The sequence below is a fragment of the Azospirillum picis genome (assembly GCF_017876115.1).
Taxonomy (GTDB): domain Bacteria; phylum Pseudomonadota; class Alphaproteobacteria; order Azospirillales; family Azospirillaceae; genus Azospirillum; species Azospirillum picis.
This window is the reverse complement of record NZ_JAGINO010000002.1, coordinates 352,983-373,864: the sequence shown is the minus strand read 5'-3', so window position 1 is coordinate 373,864 and position 20,882 is coordinate 352,983. Positions and strand designations below refer to the sequence as shown.

General features: G+C 67.8%; 19 protein-coding genes. 6 read left to right on the top strand and 13 right to left on the bottom strand.

Annotated elements, in window-relative coordinates:
• Positions 1–12 precede the first annotated feature (12 nt).
• Positions 13–1,377, top strand: coding sequence for a glutamate--cysteine ligase (locus J2850_RS04220; RefSeq protein WP_209979060.1), 1,365 nt, complete (start codon positions 13–15; stop codon positions 1,375–1,377).
• 144 nt (positions 1,378–1,521) lie between these two features.
• On the opposite strand, the gene fdxB is transcribed toward J2850_RS04220, so the two are convergent.
• From fdxB to J2850_RS04165, 11 genes are all read right to left on the bottom strand, one after another.
• Positions 1,522–1,815 carry a ferredoxin III, nif-specific gene (gene fdxB, locus J2850_RS04215; protein WP_209979058.1) on the bottom strand — a complete coding sequence of 98 codons (294 nt, stop codon included), beginning with the start codon at positions 1,813–1,815 and terminating at the stop codon, positions 1,522–1,524.
• Between the two features lie 56 nt (positions 1,816–1,871).
• Positions 1,872–2,072, bottom strand: coding sequence for a CCE_0567 family metalloprotein (locus J2850_RS04210; protein ID WP_209979056.1), 201 nt, complete (start codon positions 2,070–2,072; stop codon positions 1,872–1,874).
• Between the two features lie 18 nt (positions 2,073–2,090).
• Positions 2,091–2,567 carry a NifX-associated nitrogen fixation protein gene (locus J2850_RS04205; RefSeq protein WP_209979054.1) on the bottom strand — a complete coding sequence of 159 codons (477 nt, stop codon included), beginning with the start codon at positions 2,565–2,567 and terminating at the stop codon, positions 2,091–2,093.
• A gap of 4 nt (positions 2,568–2,571) precedes the next feature.
• On the bottom strand, positions 2,572–2,967 hold the full coding sequence (gene nifX, locus J2850_RS04200) for a nitrogen fixation protein NifX (RefSeq protein WP_209979051.1): 396 nt from the start codon (positions 2,965–2,967) through the stop codon (positions 2,572–2,574).
• A 38-nt stretch (positions 2,968–3,005) separates the two neighbouring features.
• A complete protein-coding gene (gene nifN / locus J2850_RS04195; protein WP_209979049.1) occupies positions 3,006–4,397 on the bottom strand; it encodes a nitrogenase iron-molybdenum cofactor biosynthesis protein NifN in 1,392 nt (463 codons plus the stop codon).
• Positions 4,398–4,402: 5 nt separating this feature from the next.
• Positions 4,403–5,809: a nitrogenase iron-molybdenum cofactor biosynthesis protein NifE gene (nifE, locus tag J2850_RS04190; RefSeq protein ID WP_209979047.1), complete on the bottom strand. Its 1,407-nt coding sequence runs from the start codon at positions 5,807–5,809 to the stop codon at positions 4,403–4,405.
• Between the two features lie 166 nt (positions 5,810–5,975).
• A complete protein-coding gene (locus J2850_RS04185; protein ID WP_209979045.1) occupies positions 5,976–7,466 on the bottom strand; it encodes a methyl-accepting chemotaxis protein in 1,491 nt (496 codons plus the stop codon).
• Between the two features lie 419 nt (positions 7,467–7,885).
• Positions 7,886–9,445, bottom strand: coding sequence for a nitrogenase molybdenum-iron protein subunit beta (gene nifK / locus J2850_RS04180; RefSeq protein ID WP_209979044.1), 1,560 nt, complete (start codon positions 9,443–9,445; stop codon positions 7,886–7,888).
• A 31-nt stretch (positions 9,446–9,476) separates the two neighbouring features.
• Positions 9,477–10,916: a nitrogenase molybdenum-iron protein alpha chain gene (gene nifD, locus J2850_RS04175; RefSeq protein WP_209979042.1), complete on the bottom strand. Its 1,440-nt coding sequence runs from the start codon at positions 10,914–10,916 to the stop codon at positions 9,477–9,479.
• A 199-nt stretch (positions 10,917–11,115) separates the two neighbouring features.
• Positions 11,116–12,012, bottom strand: a complete 897-nt coding sequence (gene nifH, locus J2850_RS04170) for a nitrogenase iron protein (RefSeq protein ID WP_209979040.1) — start codon at positions 12,010–12,012, stop codon at positions 11,116–11,118.
• Between the two features lie 260 nt (positions 12,013–12,272).
• The gene (locus J2850_RS04165; protein WP_209979038.1) at positions 12,273–13,622 is read right to left on the bottom strand and encodes a hypothetical protein; all 1,350 of its coding nucleotides are present in this window, start codon (positions 13,620–13,622) and stop codon (positions 12,273–12,275) included.
• Between the two features lie 186 nt (positions 13,623–13,808).
• On the opposite strand from J2850_RS04165, the gene J2850_RS04160 reads away from it, so the two are divergent.
• The 5 genes from J2850_RS04160 to J2850_RS04140 all read left to right on the top strand — a co-directional run bounded on the left by J2850_RS04160 (position 13,809) and on the right by J2850_RS04140 (position 17,750).
• Entirely contained in the window at positions 13,809–14,687 is an 879-nt protein-coding gene (locus J2850_RS04160) for an NAD(+)--dinitrogen-reductase ADP-D-ribosyltransferase (RefSeq protein WP_209979036.1), read from the top strand.
• A gap of 61 nt (positions 14,688–14,748) precedes the next feature.
• Positions 14,749–15,657: an ADP-ribosyl-[dinitrogen reductase] hydrolase gene (gene draG / locus J2850_RS04155; protein WP_209979035.1), complete on the top strand. Its 909-nt coding sequence runs from the start codon at positions 14,749–14,751 to the stop codon at positions 15,655–15,657.
• A 4-nt stretch (positions 15,658–15,661) separates the two neighbouring features.
• The gene (locus J2850_RS04150) at positions 15,662–16,147 is read left to right on the top strand and encodes an ArsC/Spx/MgsR family protein (protein ID WP_209979033.1); all 486 of its coding nucleotides are present in this window, start codon (positions 15,662–15,664) and stop codon (positions 16,145–16,147) included.
• Between the two features lie 66 nt (positions 16,148–16,213).
• Positions 16,214–16,984, top strand: coding sequence for a class II glutamine amidotransferase (locus J2850_RS04145; RefSeq protein WP_209979031.1), 771 nt, complete (start codon positions 16,214–16,216; stop codon positions 16,982–16,984).
• 142 nt (positions 16,985–17,126) lie between these two features.
• Positions 17,127–17,750 carry an FMN-dependent NADH-azoreductase gene (locus J2850_RS04140; RefSeq protein WP_209979030.1) on the top strand — a complete coding sequence of 208 codons (624 nt, stop codon included), beginning with the start codon at positions 17,127–17,129 and terminating at the stop codon, positions 17,748–17,750.
• 128 nt (positions 17,751–17,878) lie between these two features.
• On the opposite strand, the gene J2850_RS04135 is transcribed toward J2850_RS04140, so the two are convergent.
• A complete protein-coding gene (locus tag J2850_RS04135) occupies positions 17,879–19,387 on the bottom strand; it encodes an AMP nucleosidase (RefSeq protein WP_209979028.1) in 1,509 nt (502 codons plus the stop codon).
• Between the two features lie 71 nt (positions 19,388–19,458).
• Positions 19,459–20,847 (bottom strand): signal recognition particle-docking protein FtsY, encoded by a 1,389-nt coding sequence (ftsY, locus tag J2850_RS04130; protein WP_209979026.1) that lies wholly within the window; start codon positions 20,845–20,847, stop codon positions 19,459–19,461.
• Positions 20,848–20,882: the final 35 nt, after the last annotated feature.

The following is a 20,882-nucleotide window of genomic DNA, read 5'->3' as shown; positions in this document are numbered from 1 at the left end:
GCGAGAGACTTCATGTCCGCACCCCCGACCACGCGCGGCGAACCCGTCACCGACCGCCGGCAACTGGTGGCCTATCTCGAGTCCGGCTGCAAACCGGCCGCCGACTGGCGCATCGGGACGGAGCACGAGAAATTCGCCTACCGCACCTCCGACCTGCGGCCGCTGCCCTATGACGGGCCGGACGGCATCGGCGAGCTGCTGACCCGGCTGACCCGGTTCGGCTGGCAGCCGGTGGAGGAGAACGGCAAGGTCATCGCGCTGGTCCAGGACAACGCCAACATCACGCTGGAGCCGGGCGGGCAGGTCGAGCTGTCCGGCGCGCCGCTGGAGACCCTGCACCAGACCTGTGCGGAGGTGCACCGCCACCTGCGCCAGGTGAAGGAGGTCGGGGCCGAGCTGGGCATCGCCATGATGGGGCTGGGCTTCCAGCCGAAGTGGCGGCGCGACGAGATCCCGTGGATGCCCAAGGGCCGCTACAAGATCATGCGCGACTACATGCCGAAGGTCGGCTCGCTCGGTCTCGACATGATGACGCGGACCTGCACCGTGCAGGTGAACCTGGACTACGCCTCCGAAGCCGACATGGTGAAGAAGTTCCGGGTGTCGCTGGCCCTGCAGCCGATCGCCACCGCGCTGTTCGCCAACTCGCCCTTCACCGAGGGCCGTCCGAACGGCTTCCAGAGCTTCCGCAGCCACATCTGGACCGATACCGACCCGGACCGCACCGGCGACATCCCCTTCGTCTTCGAGGACGGCTTCGGCTTCGAGCGTTACGTCGAGTATCTGCTCGACACCCCGATGTACTTCGTCTACCGCGACGGCACCTACATCGACGCCGCCGGCCAGTCCTTCCGCGACTTCCTGGACGGCCGGCTGCCGGCGCTTCCCGGCGAGGTGCCGCTGCTGACCGACTGGGCCGACCACACCACCACCGCCTTCCCGGAAGTGCGGCTGAAGAAGTACCTGGAGATGCGCGGCGCCGACGGCGGTCCGTGGCGCAGCCTGTGCGCCCTGCCGGCGCTGTGGGTCGGGCTGCTCTACGACCAGGTGGCGCTGGACGCCGCCTGGGACCTGGTCAAGGACTGGACGGCGGACGAGCGCGCCCACCTGCGCGCCGAAGTGCCGCGGACCGGCCTGCACACCGGCTTCCGCGGCCGGACGGTGCGCGACGTCGCGCTGGAGGTGGTGGCGATCGCCCGCGACGGCCTGGCCCGCCGCGCCCGCAACGACAACTGGGGCGACGACGAGACCCACTTCCTCGACACCCTGCAGGTCATCGCCGAGAGCAACCGCAGCCCGGCCGACGAGCTGCTGGAGAAGTTCCACGGCCCGTGGGGCGGCAGCGTCGACCCGGTGTTCAAGGAGTATGCCTACTGAGTGTTCGCTGGTGGGGGAAGGTTAGACCCCCACCCCGACCCTTCCCCGCTGGGCGGGGGAGGGGGATAAGCGCTTCTTCGGGAAAGTGGCGGCAGTCCCTCCCCCGCCCAGCGGGGGAGGATAGGTGGGGGTCTAAATCTGCCCCTACGCCGCCACCGGCGCATGGCTGATGCAGCTCTTCGAGCAGACCTTGGAGCAGCTCTCGCAGCCGATGCAGTTGGCCGCCTCCTTGACCGTCATGATCTTCTTCTCGGCCTCGTCGTCGAAGGCGTCGACGATGTCGCCGTCCTCGGTGAGGCCGATCATGTCGAGCACGCCGCGCCCGCAAACCTTGAAGCAGCGGCCGCAGCCGATGCACTGCTTCTGATCGATGGATTGGACGAACTTCGGGGTCCAGCTCTGGCCGCCGCGGGTGGTGCCGGTCAGGAACTCAGCCATGGGAATGCTCCTCTCGGAAAAGGGTGCGCCTAAGCGTTTCTTTGGAAATCGAAGGGCTACGCCTTCTCCAGCGCCTTCAGCGCCGCCCGCTTCTCGGTCAGGATGCGGAAGGCGTCGTAGGTCTCCTGCGCCACCGTCAGGATGATCTGCCAGTTCTGCGGAAGCTCCTCCGACAGGTCGTGCAGGTCCATCTTCTTCTGGGTGGCGCGGGCGTTCAGCTTCCTGATCTCGTCCTTCAGGGCGTCGATGTCGCTCATGCTTGCGGTCCCCGGGGCTCAGAGGTTCGCGACGTCGGGGTATTCCCGGATCAGCGCCACCGCGTCGCCGACCAGCTTCGCACCGTCGGCGGCCAGCTTCTCCAGGCTGGGGAAGCCGAAACGGTGGACGTCGCGCAGCGTCTTCGACACCACGACCAGCCGGCCGGTGGTGAGGATCATGCGGCCGAAGCCCTCATGGCTCATCTTCATCATCGGCGAGGCCATCAGGCCGGTCTGCTTCTCGACCGTCACGCCGACCGCCTTGTAGAACAGCTCCAGCCGCCACAGCGTGTCCGGGTCGGGGTCGCCGATGATCGGGATGGCGGCGCGGGCCTCCCGGTCGAGGATGAAGGGGGCGAGCAGGGCCTCGTCCGGCTTGCCCTCCCAGGCACCGTAGCTGTCCTCGGCCCGGAACAGCAGGACCAGCGTCTTGACGAACTGGTCGGCGACGGACGGTTCCGCAAGGGCGGCGGTGTCGGCGTTTTCGGCGGCCATGGCCTCACTCCTCCTCATCGAAATGGAATTCCGGCGTTTCGCCCATCGCCTTGCGCAGCCAGGGCGGCGGTTTGCCGTTCAGCGTCTCGACCAGCCGGTCGAGCAGGGCCGGGATGGTTTCGCTGGCCTCGACCTTCACCGGATGGATGCGCTTGGCCACCACGCGGGCGGCGGCCGAGGCGCCGATGGCCGACAGGTAGACGATGGCGACGTCAGCCAGCGCCTCCAGCTTGGGCAGCAGCTTGTCCTCGTTGCCGTCCTCGAACATCGAGCCGCCGAACTGGAAGGTCTCCAGGAAGGCGTGGCCCTGGCGGTCGACCCGGTAGACGGCGATGTTCTTGGCCCAGCCGAAATGCGCGTCGACGTGCTGCATGTCCTGGGTGCAGAAAGCGACCTTCATCGATCCTCCTTTGCTCGGGCGTGGCTGCTGCACCACGCTCAGACGGCGTTGCATCCGCATGATCCGCCTCCGCAGCGCGACGGCTCCCCGTGGTCGCCATATCCGTGGCGGCCATGCCCATGGTCGTGGTCCATCTCGCCGGCGAGGAACAGGTTGCCGATCTCGCACAGCAGCTCGCGCGTGCCGCGATAGCCGACCTGGACGCGCAGGCCGGCGCCCAGGCGGTCGAACATCGGCAGCCCCATGCGGTGCAGCGGCACGCCGATCCGCGCCGCCCCCTGCCGCCCGTGCGAGTTGGAGACGATCAGGTCGGCGTCGCGGGCCAACGCCTCGACGTCGGAATGGTCGCCGACCATGATGGTGGCCGCCTTGAGCCGCTCCAGGACCGGGCTCTGCGTCGGCGACACCGCGGCGATGACCTCCGCGCCCATGTCGGACAGGAAGCCGGACACGGCGTACAGCAGGTCGGGTTCCAGCGCGACGGCGATGCGCTTGCGGCTGTAGAAGAAATGCCCGTCCAGCATGGCGTCGACCAGGCTCTCGCGCTGGCGGCGCAGGCGGGCGGGGACCGGCCGGCCGGAGATCTCCATCAGCAGACGGACCAGCCTGTCCGACGCCTCCAGCCCGGTCAGCCGGCTGAAGAAATGGCTGGGCACGTCGGTCTTCAGCTCCAGCGCGTTGCCGGCCACCCGCATGTGCTCGCCGATCACGATGGTGGCGGCCGAGGCGCCCATGGCGCGGATCTGCTCCACCGTGACCCCGCCCAGCGAGGTGGCGGTGAAGTCGGCCGGCTGGCGCCCGGCCATCGACAGCGACAGGTCGGGCAGGAAGATCGGCGACAGGCCGAACCCCTCGATGATGTCGCGCAGTTCCTCGACGTCGCCCGGCGACAGGTGGCTGCCGGCCAGCACGTTGACCTGCGTCCTGATGGTCACCGGCGAGGGCTCGACCAGCCGCTCCACCATGGCGGTGACCGCGGCGGCGAAGCCGTCCTCGAAGCCGCCGGCGAAGTCGGGGGTGTTGGCGAAGACCAGCGCCGTGCCGGCCAGGTCGGGGTTGCGCTGGCGGAACAGCGTGTACTGTCCGCCCATGTCCTCGCCCTTGGTCTCGGTGACGCCGGTGGTGGCGACGCCGATCATGGCCGGCCTGTTGCGCTCGACGATGGTGCGGATCGCCTGTTCCAGGTTGTCGTAGCCGCCGAGGATGGTGGAGACCTGGTCCATCGCCGTGGTCTGCAGCGGGATCGCCTCGCGGAAATGGCGCACCAGCAGGACCAGCCCGAAGGCGGTGCAGCCCTGCGAGCCATGGAACAGCGGCAGGCAGCGGTCGACGCCGAGATAGGCCAGCGCCGCCCCCAGCGGCTGGCTCATCTTCAAGGGGTTGGTCGAGGCGGCCTTGGCGGCGGAGGGAAAGCGCTGGATGTGCGACATCGGCCTCACTCCGCCGCCAGGAGGGTGGAGGAGGGGCCGGACTCCCACGGCGCCGGCTGGCGGACCTGGCGCCAGATCGGGTTGGACAGCGTCTTGTCGATTTCCTCGCAGAGATTGACGATGCCGTCATAGCCGGCATAGGCGTGGTGGCGCTCCTGGTTGATGTCGAGCCAGGGAACCTTGGCCTTCAGCGAGATGAACTGCGACCGGCCGCCGGACATCATGATATCGGCCTGGTTGTCGGCCAGCATCCTGTGGATGTCGCGCGGCTTCAGGTCGTCCCACTGGTGGAACTCCTCGCCCTTCATCTTCTTGATGCGCTCCTTGTCCTCCTTCGTCGACTTCTTGGTCGAGGTGCCGAGGATGGTCAGGCCGGCGCCCTCCAGCGCGCTGACCATCGACCAGCTCTTGACGCCGCCGGTGAACAGCAGGACGCGCTTGTCCTCGAAGCGCGGCCGGAAAGGTTCCAGCCGGCGCCACACCCGGCTTTCCTCGCGGGCGATGACGCCCTCGGCGCGGTCGATCAGGCCCTTGTCGGCGCCGCGCTCCACCAGCATGCGGGCCATGGTGCGCAGGCTGTCCGACATGTCCGACACGCCGTAGAAGGAGCCCTCGAAATAGGGGATGCCGTAGCGCTCCTGCATCTTGCGCCCGACATTCACCAGCGCCTGGCTGCACACCATCATGGTGACGCGGGCGCGATGGGCCTGGGCCACCTCCTTGTAGCGGCCGTCGCCGGAGATGCAGGACAGGAGGCGGATGCCGATCTCGTCCAGCAGCGGCTTGACCAGCCACAGCTCGCCGGCGAGGTTGTATTCGCCGATGATGCAGACGTCGGTGGGGGTGGTGTGGTCCGGCTCGACCGTCCCGATGACATGCTCCAGCAGGGCTTCGCCGGCCAGCTTGTTGCCGAGGTTCTTGGAGCCGACGAAGCCCGGCGCCTCCACCGGGATCACCGGCTTGCCGAGCTTTTCCGATGCGAACTTGCAGACCGCGCCGATGTCGTCGCCGGTCATGGCGGGTACGCAGGTCTGGTAGACGAAGACGGCCGGCGGGTCGTACTGCTGCACGATCTCCTTGATCGCGCGGTAGAGCTTCTTCTCGCCGCCGCCGATGACGTCCAGTTCCGACAGGTCGGTGGTGAATCCGGTGCGGTAGAGCTGCGGGCCAGACGAGCGGGTGCCGCGGTTGTCCCAGGCGTTGCCGAGGCAGGCGATGGGGCCGTGCACCAGGTGGGCGGCGTCGGCGATCGGCTGCAGCACGATCATCGCGCCGTCATAGGCGCAGCCGCCGGCCGCCGCACCGGGCTTCAGGGACTTGGTGCAGCCCTTCTTCTTCTCCTTGGCCGACTTGGCCTGGTTGGTCGCGCAGCCCGGTTCGTTGAAGACGTCCTGGATCTTGTCCTGGAGCATGCCCGCTCTCCCATCCTGGCGCCGGAAATGGCTCTGAGGACGGGCTTTGCAGGGAGCATGCCACCAGGTCAGGGGACTGTTTTCAAAAGATTGTCCGGTTCGGCGGCCTGTGTGATACCTGACAATCCGCGGCCATTGTCGGGTCTGCTACAGCCGGCGCGGGCGGTCAGCGCGTCAGGATGCGGGTTGCCTCCTTGGTCTCGGCGACGGCGCGGGCGACCTGGGTGAAGGCCGTGGTGATGGAACCGATGTTGTGGTCGACCTGGGCGACCGAGCCGGAGGCCGACTGCATGTTGACCGACATGTCGTCGGTCACCGTGGTCTGCTCCTCGACCGCGCCGGCCGACATGACGACGAACTCGCGCAGGTTGGTCATCGCCGACCGGATGGCGCCGAGGGAGGATACCACGTCGGTCGACACCGCCTGCATGCCGTCGATCTCGCGCGAGATCTGGGCGGTGGCCTTGGCCGACTGGCTGGCGAGGTTCTTGACCTCGTTGGCGACGACCGCGAAGCCGCGGCCGGCCTCGCCCGCCCGTGCCGCCTCGATGGTGGCGTTCAGCGCCAGCATGTTGATCTGGCCGGCGATGGACCGGATCAGGTCGACGATCCCGCCCATCGCCAGCGCCACCTCCGACAGGCGGGCGGCGGCACGGTCGGCGGTCTCCGCCTCGATCACTGCGGTGTCCGCCGCCTGCTGCGAGCGCGACATGCTGCCGGCGATCTCGCGGGCGGCAGCCGCCAGCTCCTCCGCCCCGGCGGCGATGGTCTGCACGGTGGACCGCGTGTCGGCCGATGCCGCCGTCGCGGCGGCGGCCTGGTCGTGGGCCGACCCCATCGCCTGCTCGATGTCGGCGAAATTGGTGTCGATCATCACCTTCAGCCGCTCCAGCAGGGTGACCTGCTCGGTGATGTCGGTTGCGAACTTCACCACCTTGGTCAGGCGGCCGGCATCGTCGAAGACCGGGTTGTAGCTGGCCTGGATCCAGACCACACGGCCGCCCTTGCCGATGCGGCGATACTGGGCGATCTGGAAATCGCCCCGGTTCAGCCGCTGCCAGAACTCGCGGTAGGCCGCGCCGTCACGCTCGGCGGGGGCGACGAACATGGAGTGATGCCGGCCCTGGATTTCCCCCAGGCCATAGCCGAGGACCCTGAGGAAATTCTCGTTCGCGCTGAGGATGGTGCCGTCCGGCATGAACTCGATCACCGCCTGCGACCGCGAGATGGCCTCGACCTTGCTCTTGATGTCGGCGTTGATCTTCTGCCGCTCGGTGACGTCGGTGGCGATCTTGACCACCTTGGCCGGACTGCCGTCGCGCCCGGTTACGGGATTGTAGGTCGCCTCGATCCACACCTCCCGCCCGCCCTTGCCGATCCTCTGGAACAGGGCGGTCTGATGCTCGCCGCGGCGCAGCGCTTCCCAGAAGGCGCGGTACTCCGCGCCGTCCCGCTGCGCCGGCGGAACGAACATGCTGTGGTGGCGGCCGGCGATCTCGGGCAGGGTGTAATCCATCACCGCGAGGAAATTGGCGTTGGCGGCGAGGATCGTTCCGTCCATCGAAAACTCGATCACGGCATGGGAGCGGTCGAGGGCCGCCATGACCCCCTGGCTGTCGGAGCCTGTCCCCTTGACCGATTGAATGAAACCGAACATCGCCTCCCCCGTCTTCCGGCTTGATCCCGATGATAGAAGCGTAGCAGGCGAAACCGGTCAATAAGGGTTGTACCAATGTACCGCCAGTGAAACCGACTGCGGAACACCGATGACGAAGATCGGATGCCGGTTTTCTAATCTGCTCCGGCGCTCGGCGAGGGGTTGTTTTTTTCCTACCGGGGCGTTGTTGTTTCCTTAACTTTGATACGCAAAGACCAACTGAACGGATCGGCCGGCGTTGCCGAAGGGATCGCGATGACCGGCATGTCGGTCCGCCACGCGCTGACCATCCATCCGGCCGACAGGAAAAAACCCGGGGGGCGCCGAATGGGGCGCCCTCCGGGCTGGAAGGTCTCCGGTGGCCGGGGGATGGATGTCCGGCCGCCGGTCTGGCTGGAACCGCCGGCCGGCGGCACCGGTCAGCGGATCAGGTCGAACGAGTAGTCGGTTTCGCCGACGATGTTGGTGTTGGCGTCGATGTCCTCGAAGATCCGGTCGAGGATGCGCACCAGCACGTTCAGCGCGCCCTGGTAGCCCCAGGTCGGGTAGCGGTGGTGGTGGTGGCGGTCGAAGATCGGGTAGGTCAAGCGGATCAGCGGGACCTTGGTGTCGCGCTCCAGATACTTGCCGTAGCTGTTGCCGATGATGTAGTCGACCTTGTCGGTGAAGATCAGCGAGCGCAGGTGCCACAGGTCCTTGCCGCCGTAGGCCGCGCCCGACTTGCCGAAGGGGGAGCCGTCCAGGACCTTCTGGACCTGCTTCTCCCACTTCTTGGAGCCGGAGGTCGACAGGATGTGCACCGGCTCGGCACCCAGCTCCAGGAGGAAGCGGGTCATGCCCAGGCAGAAGTCCGGGTCGCCGTAGACGGCGAAGCGCTTGCCGTGCAGGTGGGTGTGGCTGTCGGCGATGGCGTCGACCAGACGGCCGCGCTCCAGCTTGAGGCTGGCCGGCACCGGCTTGCCCGACAGGTCCGCCAGCTTCAGCAGCAGCTCGTCGGTGGCGGTGACGCCCATCGGGTAGTTGAACTTGGCGGTTTCCTGGCCCTTCTCCTTGCAGAATTGCAGGGTCTGGGTGGTGTTGTACTCCTGCATGGAGAGGGTGGCCTTGGCATGCAGGGCCTGCTTGGTCTCCTCGATGGTGGTGCCGCCGTCATACATGCGGTACTCGCCATCCATCGGCGTGTCGAAGTTGTCGGACACGTCGGACAGGATCTGCAGCTTCACGCCGAATTCGCCGGCGATGCGCTTCAGTTCGCGGTTGTTGCCGACGGCGAAGCCGTCGAAGCCCGGGATCAGGTTGATCTGCTCGGTCTTGGGCGTGTCGAAATTCTCCGAATTGCCCCAGAAGTTCGACAGGATCCCCTTGATCATGTTGTCGTAGCCGACGATGTGGCTGCCGACGAAGGCCGGGGTGTGGGCGTAGGGCACCGGGAAATCGGCCGGGACGCTGTCCTTGTTCTTGGCGTTGGCGATGAAGCCCTGCAGGTCGTCGCCGATGACCTCGGCCATGCAGGTGGTCATCACCGCGATCATCTTCGGCTTGTAGAGCGCATAGGCGTTCGCCAGGCCGTCGATCATGTTGTTCAGGCCGCCGAACACCGCCGCGTCTTCGGTCATCGACGAGGAGACCGCGCTGTTCGGCTCCTTGAAGTGGCGGGTCAGATGGGTGCGGTAATAGGCGACGCAGCCCTGGGAGCCATGGACGAAGGGCAGGGTGCCTTCGAAGCCCTGGGCGGCGAACATCGCGCCGATCGGCTGGCAGGCCTTGGTCGGGTTGATGACCACCGCTTCACGGGCGAAGTTCTTCGCCTTGTAGTCCTCGGACTTGGTCCATTCGGACACGCGGGCGACCTCCGCGTCCGAATGGCCGTACTCGAACTCGGTCTTCTTCTTCTCGAACATCGCCGCATATTCGGGCTGCCGGAAGAGGGTGTAGTGGTCGAGGACCTTGTCGGCGCTCTGCGAAAGCTTGTCGGTCATTCTCAAATTCTCCAGTTCCAGAGGCCGCTGGTCAGAACGGGGCCTTCATCACGCCCCAGACGGGGTTGTTGATGGCCAGGTCCATGTCGCGGGCGAAGATCGCGAAGCCGTCATAGCCGTGATACGGGCCGGAATAGTCCCAGCTATGCATCTGGCGGAACGGCAGGCCCATCTTCTGGAACACGTACTTTTCCTTGATGCCCGACGCGACGAGGTCGGGACGCATCGCCTCGACGAACTTCTCCAGCTCGAACGCGGTGACGTCGTCGTAGATCAGCGTGCCTTCCTTCACGTAGTGGGGCGTGCGCTGATAGTCGTCGTTGTGGGCGAACTCGTAACCGGTGCCGATGATCTCCATGCCCAGGTCATGGTAGGCATCGACGACGTGGCGGGGACGCAGGCCGCCGACGTAGATCATGACCTTCTTGCCTTCCAGCCGCGGCTTGTACTTGGCGATGACCGCATCGACCATCGGCTGGTAGCGGGCGATGACCCTCTCGGCGTTCTCCTTGATCTTGTCGTCGAAGAGAGCGGCGATCTTGCGCAGGGACTCGGCGATCTGGCTTGGGCCGAAGAAGTTGTATTCCATCCACGGAATGTTGAACTTCTCTTCCATGTGGCGCGCGATGTAGTTCATCGAGCGGTAGCAGTGGATCAGGTTGACCTTGGCCTTCGGCGTGTTCTCCAGCTCGGCCATCGTGCCGTCGCCCGACCACTGGGCGATCACGCGCAGGCCGATCTCCTCCAGCAGAATGCGGGACGACCAGGCGTCGCCGCCGATGTTGTAGTCGCCGATGATGGTGACGTCATAGGGGGTGGAAACGAAGTCGGCCTTGGGTTCCGTCTTCTCGAACACCCAGTCGCGGATGGCGTCGTTGGCGATGTGGTGGCCCAGCGACTGGGACACGCCGCGGAAGCCTTCGCAGCGCACGGGGATGACCGGCTTGCCGATTTCCGCCGACTTGGCGCGGGCGACCGCCTCGATGTCGTCGCCGATCAGGCCGATCGGGCATTCCGACTGGATCGAGATGCCGTTCACCAGCGGGAACAGCTCGTTGATTTCCTCGATGACCTTGTGCAGCTTCTTGTCGCCGCCGAAGACGATGTCCTTCTCCTGGAAGTCGGAGGTGAAGTGCATCGTGCCCCAGCTATCCACGCCGGTGTCGCCGATGTAGTAGTTGCGGCGGCCGGACCAGGAGTAGTAGCCGCAGCCCACGGGGCCGTGGGAGATGTGGATCATGTCCTTGATCGGACCCCACACCACGCCCTTGGAGCCGGCATAGGCGCAGCCGCGGATGGTCATGACGCCGGGGATGGACTTGACGTTCGACTTGACGCCGCAGTCCTTGGCCTCGGCCTCCAGCACGTTCAGGTGCTTGGCGCGGCGCTTGCGGGACTTTTCGGGATAGGCTTCGAGGACTTCGTTGACGAGGTTCTTGACGTCGACCGTGGTGTTCTCGGACAGGCTCATAGCCGGCCTCCTGCTTGAATATTCGCGCCACTGCAGCGCGTGACCGAGCCCCTCCCTCCCACGCCGTCGCCCCTGGGCGTGTCCATGCGGACCGTCTTGGGTCGGCGTTGTGCGGGGCTGGGGATGGGGCCAGTGTTCAGGCGGTCCCCCCTGCATGGGCGGCAGGGGGGCCGGTAGGCAACCGTCGCTAGGCCTGGGGTCAGGCGCCGGCCTTGGCCGCTTCCTTGGCGGCCAGCTCGGCGAGCTGCTGCTCCTCGGTCTTCATGATGCCGAAGTCCATCAGCATCTCTTCCAGCTCTTCCATGGTGATGGGGGTCGGGATGCAGCCCTGGCCGGAGTTGTTGTGCACCTTGCTGGCGAGCTGGCGGTACTCTTCCGCCTGCTTGCTCTCCGGCGCGTACTCGATGACGGTCATGCGGCGCAGCTCGGCGTGCTGCACGATGTTGTCGCGCGGCACGAAGTGGATCAGCTTGGAGCCCAGGCGCTTGGCCAGGGCCTCGGCCAGATCAAGCTCCTTGTCGGTCTGGCGCTCGTTGCAGATCAGGCCGCCGAGGCGCACGCCGCCGCTGTGGGCGTATTTCAGGATGCCCTTGGCGATGTTGTTGGCGGCGTAGAGCGCCATCATCTCGCCCGACATGACGATGTAGATTTCCTGGGCCTTGTTCTCGCGGATCGGCATGGCGAAGCCGCCGCAGACCACGTCGCCCAGCACGTCGTAGGACACATAGTCCACGTCGTCGTAGGCGCCGTTCTCTTCCAGGAAGTTGATCGAGGTGATGACGCCGCGGCCGGCGCAGCCGACTCCCGGCTCCGGACCGCCGGACTCGACGCACTTGATGCCCTTGTAGCCGATCTTGACGACGTCCTCGAGCTCCAGGTCCTCGACCGAACCGGCCTCGGCGGCCAGATGCAGCACGGTGTCCTGGGCCTTTGCGTGCAGGATCAGGCGGGTCGAGTCGGCCTTCGGGTCGCAGCCGACGATCAGGATCTTCTGGCCGAGTTCGACCAGGGCTGCCAGCGTGTTCTGGGAGGTGGTGGACTTGCCGATACCGCCCTTGCCGTAAAAGGCGATCTGACGCAGAGGCGCTTTGGCCATGTGGGTCGCTCCTGTGCTTGGGTCGTGGAGTTTCGCTTCGATCCGGTGCGGCCGGTTCCTGGCCGCTTCGGAATTCATGGACTGCACGGCCCGTGCCAGAGCGGAAAAATATGCTAAACGCTTGACGTATAAGGGAAAATTTTTGAACTGATGCCATGCCTCCCTTTGTCGGGGTCCCGACACACACGACAAAGCCCGACATTTTGTCTGGTCTTTATGGTGGGGAGATTCCAAGGGAGGAGGCGCCTCAAGGCCGAAGCCTAACGCTCCTCGCCCAGGGCCTCCGCCGCCAAGACGAGGCGCAGGGCCAACGCCTCCACCGCCTCGTCGCGGCCCATGTCGTAGAGAAGCTGTGCCAGCAGCCGGCCGCGCGCGAGAAGGCGGCGGGCCAGCGCCGGGTCGGCGGGTTTGCCCAGCAGTGCCTCGACCAGCCGCTCGCCGGTCAGGCGGGCCAGCGTGTCGCAGCGGTCGGTCAGGCGCCGCTTCAGCGTGTCGACCGCGGCGGGACGGCCGGCGTGGGTCAGGTCGGCGCAGAAATGGTGCAGGCTGCGCAACTGGCGCAGCAGGGCGGCGAACAGCAGGTCGTCCAGCTCGCCGCCGGCGGCGGCCCGCCCGACCAGATCGAACAATGTGTCGGAAAGCCGCCATGCCGCCGACAGCCAGTCGTTCATCGCCTTGCGGTCGGCCGGCTCGACGAAGGGGCCTGATTCCTCCTTCGTCTCCTCCTGGTCGTCCAGGTTGCGCAGCGCGATGACGATCAGCCCGTCCGCCTGCGCCAGCGTGGCGAGGCTGGCGTGCAGGGCCTTCAGTCCACGCCCTCCTGCGCTTTGAGGTGCGGCGAAGCCGTCGATGGCCTCGGTGGCGCGGCGCAGCGAATAGCGGGCGAGCCGCCGCGACTGGTAGACGACGTCCTGGAGCGCGCCGTCGCCGCCCAGCGCCTCCAGCACCATGCGCCGCACCTCGAAACGCAGCAGGGCGCGGGCCAGCAGATCGATGCCGCCGACGTCGATCGGGCGGCGGTCGCGGGTCAGCGCGTCGGCGGTGGCGCGGGCGTCCGTCCCGATCGCCGCGATCACAGCCTGGAGATGGGCCTTGCCGCCGCCGCGCATGCGGCCGACGAGCGACCGCATCGCCTCGGCGAGGTCGACGGCATTGGGCAGGCTGTCCTCGCGGTCGGTGCGGCCGGCCACCAGCCGGTCGACCAGATGGTCGCGCAGGCCCGGCAGCAGCACGTCGGTGACGATCTGCCCGATCGGCCGCATCAGGGCATCCAGCATGCGGCCCGGCGGCTGTCCGCCCATCCCCGCCAGCGGGTTCACCGGCTTGGGCACCAGCCGCGGCCGGTGCGGTTCGAGCAGTTCGATCACCGCGTCGCCGCGCATCGGCGTCAAATTGCCGCGCAGGAGCTGTGCAAGCCGCAACGCGGTGCGGACCTCCTCGATGCCGCGCGGCGGCCGGAGGTCCGGTACCGGCTTGGGCGATGACGGCTTGGGCGATGCCGGCTTGGGCGGTGCCGACGGTTCGGCGGCCGGCGGCGTCGCCTTGCGCGCGAGCGCCGGCGTGGCGCGCCGGCGCCGGCTGTCGTCGTACTTGGTCGGCCAGAAGGCCATGCGGGTGCCGCCGGATCGTAAGCGTGGCTGCATCAGAGTATGGGGACCATGCCGTTCGCCTTCAAACGGACATTCTTGGGACAAGCCGCCATGGACCGGTGAGGTGCAGGATTTCCAGGCTTGGCGGCTGCCGCGATCCGCATTATCCATATAAAAAATAGCAGTATAGCCGTGGAGTGGGCGGGAATGGCGGACGGTCGGGTGTTGCGCGAGGCGGACGGCCGGAGCATCGATCCCGACTCGCCGCTGGCGCTGCGCGGCCATCGCACCAACCTCGTCAACGTGCCGGCGGCGCTGCTGTGTGCGGAAGCCTACAACGACGAGCCGCGGCGCCTGCGCATCGGCGCCACCCGCAGCGAGCACGCCCTCCTGTTCGAGGCGCTGGACGAAAGTCCCGACGCCTTGACGGCGTCGGACGTCTTCCAGCGCTACATGGCCGGCGTCTTCGGGGTGAACCCGGATTTCTCCGGCTCGCAGGGGCCGGATGGCAGGCGCCGCTTCCGTGCCAGCTACCTGCGCCTGCTGAAGGGCTGGATGTTCGACAGCAACCGGGCCGAGGGGGCGGTGCTGAAGGGATGGGTGGAGAGCCGATTCGGCCTGCTTCCGACCTTCCATGGCGAGCCGATCCGCCGCTTTTCCTCCGATGCCTGGCGGGCCTACGGCGAGCAGAAGCTGTCGACCCGCTTCCACAACAACAACATCCACCTGCAACTCGACCTGCTCTACGAATTCTGCCAGTGGACCATCCGCCGCGGCTGGCCGGAGGCGCCGATGCCGAACTGGGCCTCGCACATCCGTCTCTACCGCGGCGTCAACGATTTCGCGGAACACCATGTCGTCGAGCGGCCCGACCGGCGGACGGCGGTGCTGCGGCTGAACAACCTGTGTTCCTTCTCCATCGACCGCGACCTCGCCGGCCAGTTCGGCGACCATATCCTGGAGGCCTGGGTCCCTTTGCCCAAGGTCGTCTTCTTCCGCGACATTCTGCCGCGCTACCCATTCCAGGGCGAAGGGGAGTATCTGGTGATTGGCGGGGATTACCGGGTGGGTGTGTCGCTTCTCTGACAACCTCACGTCCGGCGGCGGCCGCGTGCCGGCGCGCCTGCGGGGCGGACCAGGACATCGCATGACCGATCCGACGATCCTTACGCCAGAGATCCGCTCCAGGGCGCTCGGGGCCTATCTGGGCCTGGCCTGCGGCGACGCGCTCGGCGCCACCGTGGAGTTCCTGACCAGGGGCGAGATCGCCCACCAGTTCGGCGTCCACAAGCACATCAAGGGCGGCGGCTGGCTGAAGCTGGGCGCCGGCCAGGTGACCGACGACACCGAGATGTCGCTGCACCTCGGCCGCGCCATCCTGTCCGGTCCCGACTGGGATGTCCGCCGCGCAGCCGGGGAGTTCGCGGACTGGCTGAAGTCTGTGCCGGTCGACGTCGGCGACACGACCCGCCGCGGCATCCGCCGCTTCATCATGCACGGCACGCTGGAGGAGCCGGAGTCGGAATACCATGCCGGCAACGGCGCGGCGATGCGCAACCTGCCGGTGGCGCTGGCGACGCTGGGCGACGACGCGGCGTTCGAGCGCTGGTCGGTCGAGCAGTCGCACATCACCCATTGCAACCAGCTCTCCGACGCCGCGGTGATCGCGCTGGGACGGATGGTGAGGCGGCTGGTGCTGGGCGGCGGCATCGTCGCGGCGCGGGAGGAGGCGAACGCCCTGGTCGCCAGCCATCGGCAGTTCAGGTTCGAGCCCTACCGCGGCCTGTCGACCGCCTTCGTCGTCGATACGGTGCAGACGGTCTTCCACTACTATTTCCAGACCGACTCGGTCGAAAGCTGCGTGGTGGAGACGGTGAACCAGGGCGGCGACGCCGACACCACCGGAGCCATCGCCGGCATGCTGGCCGGTGCCACCTATGGGGCGGATTCGATCCCGCCGCGCTGGCTGCGCAAGCTCGACCACAAGGTCCATGAGGAAATCCGCCAGCAGACCGACGCGCTGCTGGCCCGCGCACCGCTTTTCCGGGGGAGATGACCAGATGGCCGAGGTGGTTTTCTATGAGAAGCCGGGCTGCGGCGGCAACGCGCGGCAGAAGGCGATGCTGGAGCAGGCGGGCCACCGGGTGATCGCCCGCGACCTGCTGTCCGAGGAGTGGACGCCGGCGACGCTGCGTCCCTTCTTCGGCAATCGTCCGGTGGCGGAGTGGTTCAACCGTGCGGCACCCGCCGTGAAGAGCGGCGAGGTCGTGCCGGAGGCGATGGACGAGGCGGCGGCACTGGCCGCCATGGTCGCCCGGCCGCTGCTGGTCCGCCGCCCGCTGATGCGGGTCGGCGACCGCCGGGAATGCGGGTTCGACACCAGCCTCGTGGATGCCTGGATCGGGCTGGGCGGCGCGGCGGGGCAGGGGCCGATGGAGGGATGCCTCAGGCCGGACATGCCGCCCTGCCCGAAGCCCTGGCCCCGCCGCCGCTCCCGCCCCTGGCGCCGGACGGCCATCGCCGCGGCGCCTCAAGTCAGAAGGTGACGTTGTCCGCCGCCTGTCGTAGCTTGTCCGCCCCCGAGGCGTCGACAAGCGGCAGACGAGGACACCATGTGCGAACTCCTGGGCATGAGCGCCAACGTGCCCACGGACATCTGCTTCAGCTTCGCCGGTCTGATGCGCCGCGGCGGCCAGACCGGGCCGCACCGCGACGGCTGGGGCATCGCCTTCTACGAGGGCAAGGGCTGCCGCAGCTTCCACGACCCGGCGCCCAGTGCCGAATCGGAGATCGCCCGGCTGGTCAGCCAATATTCGATCAAGTCCTGCACGGTGATCTCGCACATCCGGCGGGCCAACCGCGGCCGCGTCGCGCTGGAGAACACGCATCCCTTCACCCGGGAGTTATGGGGTCGGCTGTGGACCTTCGCCCACAACGGCCAGCTCAAGGGCATCAAGGACCGGCTGCTCACCTTCTACGAGCCGGTCGGCAGCACCGACAGCGAGCACGCCTTCTGCTGGCTGCTCGACCAGATCCGCATGCAGTATCCCGAGCCGCCGAAGACCACCGCCGGGCTGATGAAGCTGATCCGCCATCTCGCCGCCGACCTGGGATCGCTCGGCGTGTTCAACATGCTGCTCAGCGACGGGCGCTACCTGTGGTGCCATTGCGCCACCAACCTCGCTTGGCTGACCCGCAAGGCCCCCTTCGGGCCGGCGACCCTGGTCGACGCCGACATGAGCGTCGACTTCTCGCAGGAGACCACTCCCGACGATGTCGTCACCGTCATCGCCACCCGCCCGCTGACCCGTGACGAGTCATGGACGGTGATGCGGCCGGGGCAGATGGCGGTCTTCCGCAACGGCGCCCTGGTTTCGCGCTGACCCCATCGCACGGAGCGGATTGTTGCGCGCACGAGGACGCTCTTTCGCGCACGCGGCAGCTTAATCCTTGCGGGGCAACGGGGCATGCTGCCTTTCGGAAAACGGCCGCGAAGGCCGCAACAACCCGAAGGCTTCTCCCGTCATGACCACGATCCTGCACGTCGACTCCAGCCCGCTGGGCGCGGCGTCCGTCACCCGTCAGTTGACCGCCTCGATCGTCGAGGCGCTGGTGAAGGCCGAGCCGTCGGCCACCGTCGTCGCCCGTGACGTCGCCGCCAACCCGCCCGACCACCTGTCCGGCGAGCTGCTGCAGGTCGTCAAGTTCCGCAACCTGGAGAGCCTCAACGAGCGCCAGCGCGAGGAGCTCGCCCTGACCGACGCGCTGGTCGACGAGTTCCTGGCCGCCGACGTCGTGGTGATCGGCGCGCCGATGTACAACTTCTCGGTCCCGACCCAGCTCAAGGCGTGGATCGACCGCCTCGCCCAGGCCGGCCGCACCTTCCGCTACACCGAGAAGGGCCCCGAGGGCCTGGCCGGCGGCAAGCGCGTGATCATCGCCTCGGCCCGCGGCGGCGTCTATTCGACCAACCCGGCGCTGGCCGGCTTCGACCACCAGGAGGCCTACCTGCGCTCGGTCCTGGCCTTCTTCGGCGTCACCGACGTGACCTTCATCCGCGCCGAGGGCATCGGCATGGGTCCGGAGGCCAAGGACAAGGCGCTGGCCGACGCCGCCGCCGCCATCGACGGCCTGTTCGCCGCGGCGTAAGGCCGAAGCGGCGGCCCCCTCCCTAACCCTCCCCCGCTTCGCGGGAGAGGGGACTGCCGCCGCTTCGCAGAAGGCACCCTCTCCCGCGAAGCGGGGGAGGGTCGGGGAGGGGGCATCGAACCTTCCCCCTACTGGAACGCCACCTCCGCCAGGCTGCGCAGCTTGCGGGAATGCAGCGTCTCCATCCCGTGCTCGCGCAGCAGCTCCATCGCCAGCACGCCGATCTTCAGGTGCTGGTCGACCCGCTCGCGGTAGAAGCGGTCGGCCATGCCCGGCAGCTTGAGCTGGCCGTGCATCGGCTTGTCCGACACGCACAGCAGCGTGCCGTAGGGCACGCGGAAGCGGAAGCCGTTGGCGGCGATGGTCGCGCTCTCCATGTCCAGCGCGATGGCGCGGCTCTGGCTGAAGCGCATCAGCGGCTCGCGGTGGTCGCGAAGCTCCCAGTTGCGGTTGTCGATGGTGGCGACCGTGCCGGTGCGCATGATGCTCTTGAGGTCGAAGCCGGACAGGCCGGTCACCCGTTCGACCGCGGTCTCCAGCGCGCGCTGCACCTCGGCCAGCGCCGGCACCGGCACCCACAGCGGCAGGTCGGCGTCGAGCACATGGTCCTCGCGGACATAGCCGTGGGCCAGCACATAGTCGCCCAGCCGCTGGGTGTGGCGCAGGCCGGCGCAATGGCCCAGCATCAGCCAGGCATGCGGCCGCAGCACCGCGATGTGGTCGGTGATCGTCTTGGCGTTGGACGGGCCGACGCCGATGTTGACCAGGGTGATGCCGTTGCCGTCGGGCCGCTTCAGGTGGTAGGCCGGCATCTGCGGCATGCGCGCCAGCCGGCCGTTCGGCAGGTCGGCCGCGCCGCCCAGGTTCTGGTTGGTCGTGACGATGTCGCCCGGCTCGACGAAGCTGTCGTACTGGGCGCGATAGGCGGCGAGGTCGGCGTCGCCGGTCGGCTCCATGATCTCGCGCGACAGCCGGATGAACTCGTCGACGTAGAACTGATAGTTGGTGAACAGGACGAAGTTCTGGAAATGCTCCGGCGCGGTCGCCGTGTAATGGCGCAGCCGGTGCAGCGAGAAATCGACCCGCGGCCCGGTGAACAGCGCCAGCGGCTTCACCGCGTCGGCACCGGTGTCGCAGGTGCCGTTGACGATGGTGTCGTCCATCCGCGCCAGGTCGGGCAGGTCGAACAGGTCCGGCAGCCGGGTCAGCCGGTCGGGCGGCAGGTCGCCTTCCACATACATGCCCTGGGGGAAGGCGAAATGGATCGGGATCGCCTCCTCGCTGACGCCGACCTCCAGCGGGACGCCGTGGTTGCGCAGCAGCAGCGTGAACTGCTCCATCAGGTAGCGTTCGAACAGGTCCGGCCGGGTGACCGTGGTTGAATGGGCGCCCACCCCCTCCACGAAGCCGTAGGCCAGCCGTGTGTCGACGGCGGCGCCCGACGTCACCGATAACCGTACGTACGGGTAGCAGGCCCGGTTGCGCCCGCCTTCCTCCTCGCCCTGCGTATAGGCGGCGAAGCGCTCGCGCAGGAAGGCGGTGTTGCGCTCGTAGATGTCGCGCACACAGGCCAGTGCGGCTTTGGCGTCGGTGAAGCGCCCGGCCGACCCGGGCTGGAGCGGGGCTTTTTCGATCATGCTTTCAGAAATGGCATGCGGATGCCCGGCTGAAAAGGGCGATTTTCAGCCAATGCCGCCCACTCTACGGCTTACTCCGCGTTCAACCCCATCAGCGACTTCGCGAAGGCGTCGGCATCGAACGGCCGCAGGTCGTAGACTCCCTCGCCGACGCCGATGGCGTGCACGGGGATCTTGAACTTCTCCGCCAGCGAGACCAGCACGCCCCCGCGGGCGGAGCCGTCGAGCTTGGTCAGGATCAGCCCGTTGACGCTGACCATGTCGCGGAAGATCTCCACCTGGCTGTGCGCGTTCTGGCCGGTGGTGGCGTCCAGCGTCAGCAGGGTGGTGTGCGGCGCCGTCTCGTCCAGCTTCTTGATGACCCGGACGATCTTGCGCAACTCCTCCATCAGGCCGGTCTTGTTCTGCAGGCGGCCGGCGGTGTCGATCAGCAGCACGTCGACCTTCTCGGTCCGCGCCCGCTCCAGCGCGTCGTAGGCCAGCCCGGCAGCGTCGGCGCCGGTGTCGCGGGCGACGACCGGGCAGCCGGTGCGCTCGCCCCAGATCTTGAGCTGGCTGACCGCGGCGGCGCGGAAGGTGTCGCCGGCGGCCAGCATCACGCTCTTGCCCTCGGCCTTGAACTGGCGCGCGAGCTTGCCGATGGTGGTGGTCTTACCGGTGCCGTTGACGCCGACGACCAGGATGACATGCGGTTTCAGGGCCGGATCGAGGACCAGCGGCTTCGCGACCGGGCCGACGATCTTCGCCACCTCGGCGGCCAGCGTCGTTCTGACCTCGTCCGGCGAGACCTCCTTGCCGAAGCGGGTGCGCGCCAGCTCCGCTGTGACCTTCGCCGCGGTGACCGGGCCGAGGTCGGCGGTGATCAGCAGCTCCTCCAGCTCCTCCAGCGCCTCGTCGTCGAGCTTGCGCTTGGTGAAGATGCCGGTGATGCCGTCGGTCAGCTTGGAGGAGGACTTCGACAGCCCTTCCTTCAGCCGGGCGAACCAGCCCTTCCTGGTCGGCGGCGCCTCTTCGGCGGCGGCGGTTTCCGGGTCCTGCTCCGGCTCTGCGGGGGCAGGCGGCAGTTCGGGAACCGGCTCCGGCTCCGGCTCCGGTGCCGGCACCAGCGGGGCCGAGGCCGGGGCGGCCGGCGGCTCGGCTGCCGGGGGCGGCGCCGGTTGGGCGGCCGGGACGGTCGGGACGGCCGGCGCCACGGGGACCGCCACCGGCGCGTCAGCGTGCAGCGGCGCGGGCGGCAGTTCCGGGACCGCCTCGACCTCCGGCTTGGGCGCGGGCGGCAGGGTCACCGGCGTGGGAGCGGCTGGCGTGAAAGCCGGCGATGCCGCTTCGGCCGCAGGCTCCGCGGCCTTCTCCTCTTCCGGCGCCGGCGTGGCGGACTCCAGCGTCGCCGACTCGTCCTTCGCCTCCTCCTTGGGAGCGGTCTCTTCGGGCTTCTTGCGGCCGAACCAGCGGAAGATCATGGAGTGTCCACTATCAGAGAGGCGGGTGGCAAAGA

What these genes read in the sequence shown, in the direction of transcription:
- J2850_RS04220 (WP_209979060.1), top strand. Translation starts at nt 13, where the DNA reads ATGTCCGCACCCCCGACCACGCGCGGCGAACCCGTCACCGACCGCCGG.
- fdxB (WP_209979058.1), bottom strand. Translation starts at nt 1,815, where the DNA reads ATGGCTGAGTTCCTGACCGGCACCACCCGCGGCGGCCAGAGCTGGACC.
- J2850_RS04210 (WP_209979056.1), bottom strand. Translation starts at nt 2,072, where the DNA reads ATGAGCGACATCGACGCCCTGAAGGACGAGATCAGGAAGCTGAACGCC.
- J2850_RS04205 (WP_209979054.1), bottom strand. Translation starts at nt 2,567, where the DNA reads ATGGCCGCCGAAAACGCCGACACCGCCGCCCTTGCGGAACCGTCCGTC.
- nifX (WP_209979051.1), bottom strand. Translation starts at nt 2,967, where the DNA reads ATGAAGGTCGCTTTCTGCACCCAGGACATGCAGCACGTCGACGCGCAT.
- nifN (WP_209979049.1), bottom strand. Translation starts at nt 4,397, where the DNA reads ATGTCGCACATCCAGCGCTTTCCCTCCGCCGCCAAGGCCGCCTCGACC.
- nifE (WP_209979047.1), bottom strand. Translation starts at nt 5,809, where the DNA reads ATGCTCCAGGACAAGATCCAGGACGTCTTCAACGAACCGGGCTGCGCG.
- J2850_RS04185 (WP_209979045.1), bottom strand. Translation starts at nt 7,466, where the DNA reads ATGTTCGGTTTCATTCAATCGGTCAAGGGGACAGGCTCCGACAGCCAG.
- nifK (WP_209979044.1), bottom strand. Translation starts at nt 9,445, where the DNA reads ATGACCGACAAGCTTTCGCAGAGCGCCGACAAGGTCCTCGACCACTAC.
- nifD (WP_209979042.1), bottom strand. Translation starts at nt 10,916, where the DNA reads ATGAGCCTGTCCGAGAACACCACGGTCGACGTCAAGAACCTCGTCAAC.
- nifH (WP_209979040.1), bottom strand. Translation starts at nt 12,012, where the DNA reads ATGGCCAAAGCGCCTCTGCGTCAGATCGCCTTTTACGGCAAGGGCGGT.
- J2850_RS04165 (WP_209979038.1), bottom strand. Translation starts at nt 13,622, where the DNA reads ATGGCCTTCTGGCCGACCAAGTACGACGACAGCCGGCGCCGGCGCGCC.
- J2850_RS04160 (WP_209979036.1), top strand. Translation starts at nt 13,809, where the DNA reads ATGGCGGACGGTCGGGTGTTGCGCGAGGCGGACGGCCGGAGCATCGAT.
- draG (WP_209979035.1), top strand. Translation starts at nt 14,749, where the DNA reads ATGACCGATCCGACGATCCTTACGCCAGAGATCCGCTCCAGGGCGCTC.
- J2850_RS04150 (WP_209979033.1), top strand. Translation starts at nt 15,662, where the DNA reads ATGGCCGAGGTGGTTTTCTATGAGAAGCCGGGCTGCGGCGGCAACGCG.
- J2850_RS04145 (WP_209979031.1), top strand. Translation starts at nt 16,214, where the DNA reads ATGTGCGAACTCCTGGGCATGAGCGCCAACGTGCCCACGGACATCTGC.
- J2850_RS04140 (WP_209979030.1), top strand. Translation starts at nt 17,127, where the DNA reads ATGACCACGATCCTGCACGTCGACTCCAGCCCGCTGGGCGCGGCGTCC.
- J2850_RS04135 (WP_209979028.1), bottom strand. Translation starts at nt 19,387, where the DNA reads ATGATCGAAAAAGCCCCGCTCCAGCCCGGGTCGGCCGGGCGCTTCACC.
- ftsY (WP_209979026.1), bottom strand. Translation starts at nt 20,847, where the DNA reads ATGATCTTCCGCTGGTTCGGCCGCAAGAAGCCCGAAGAGACCGCTCCC.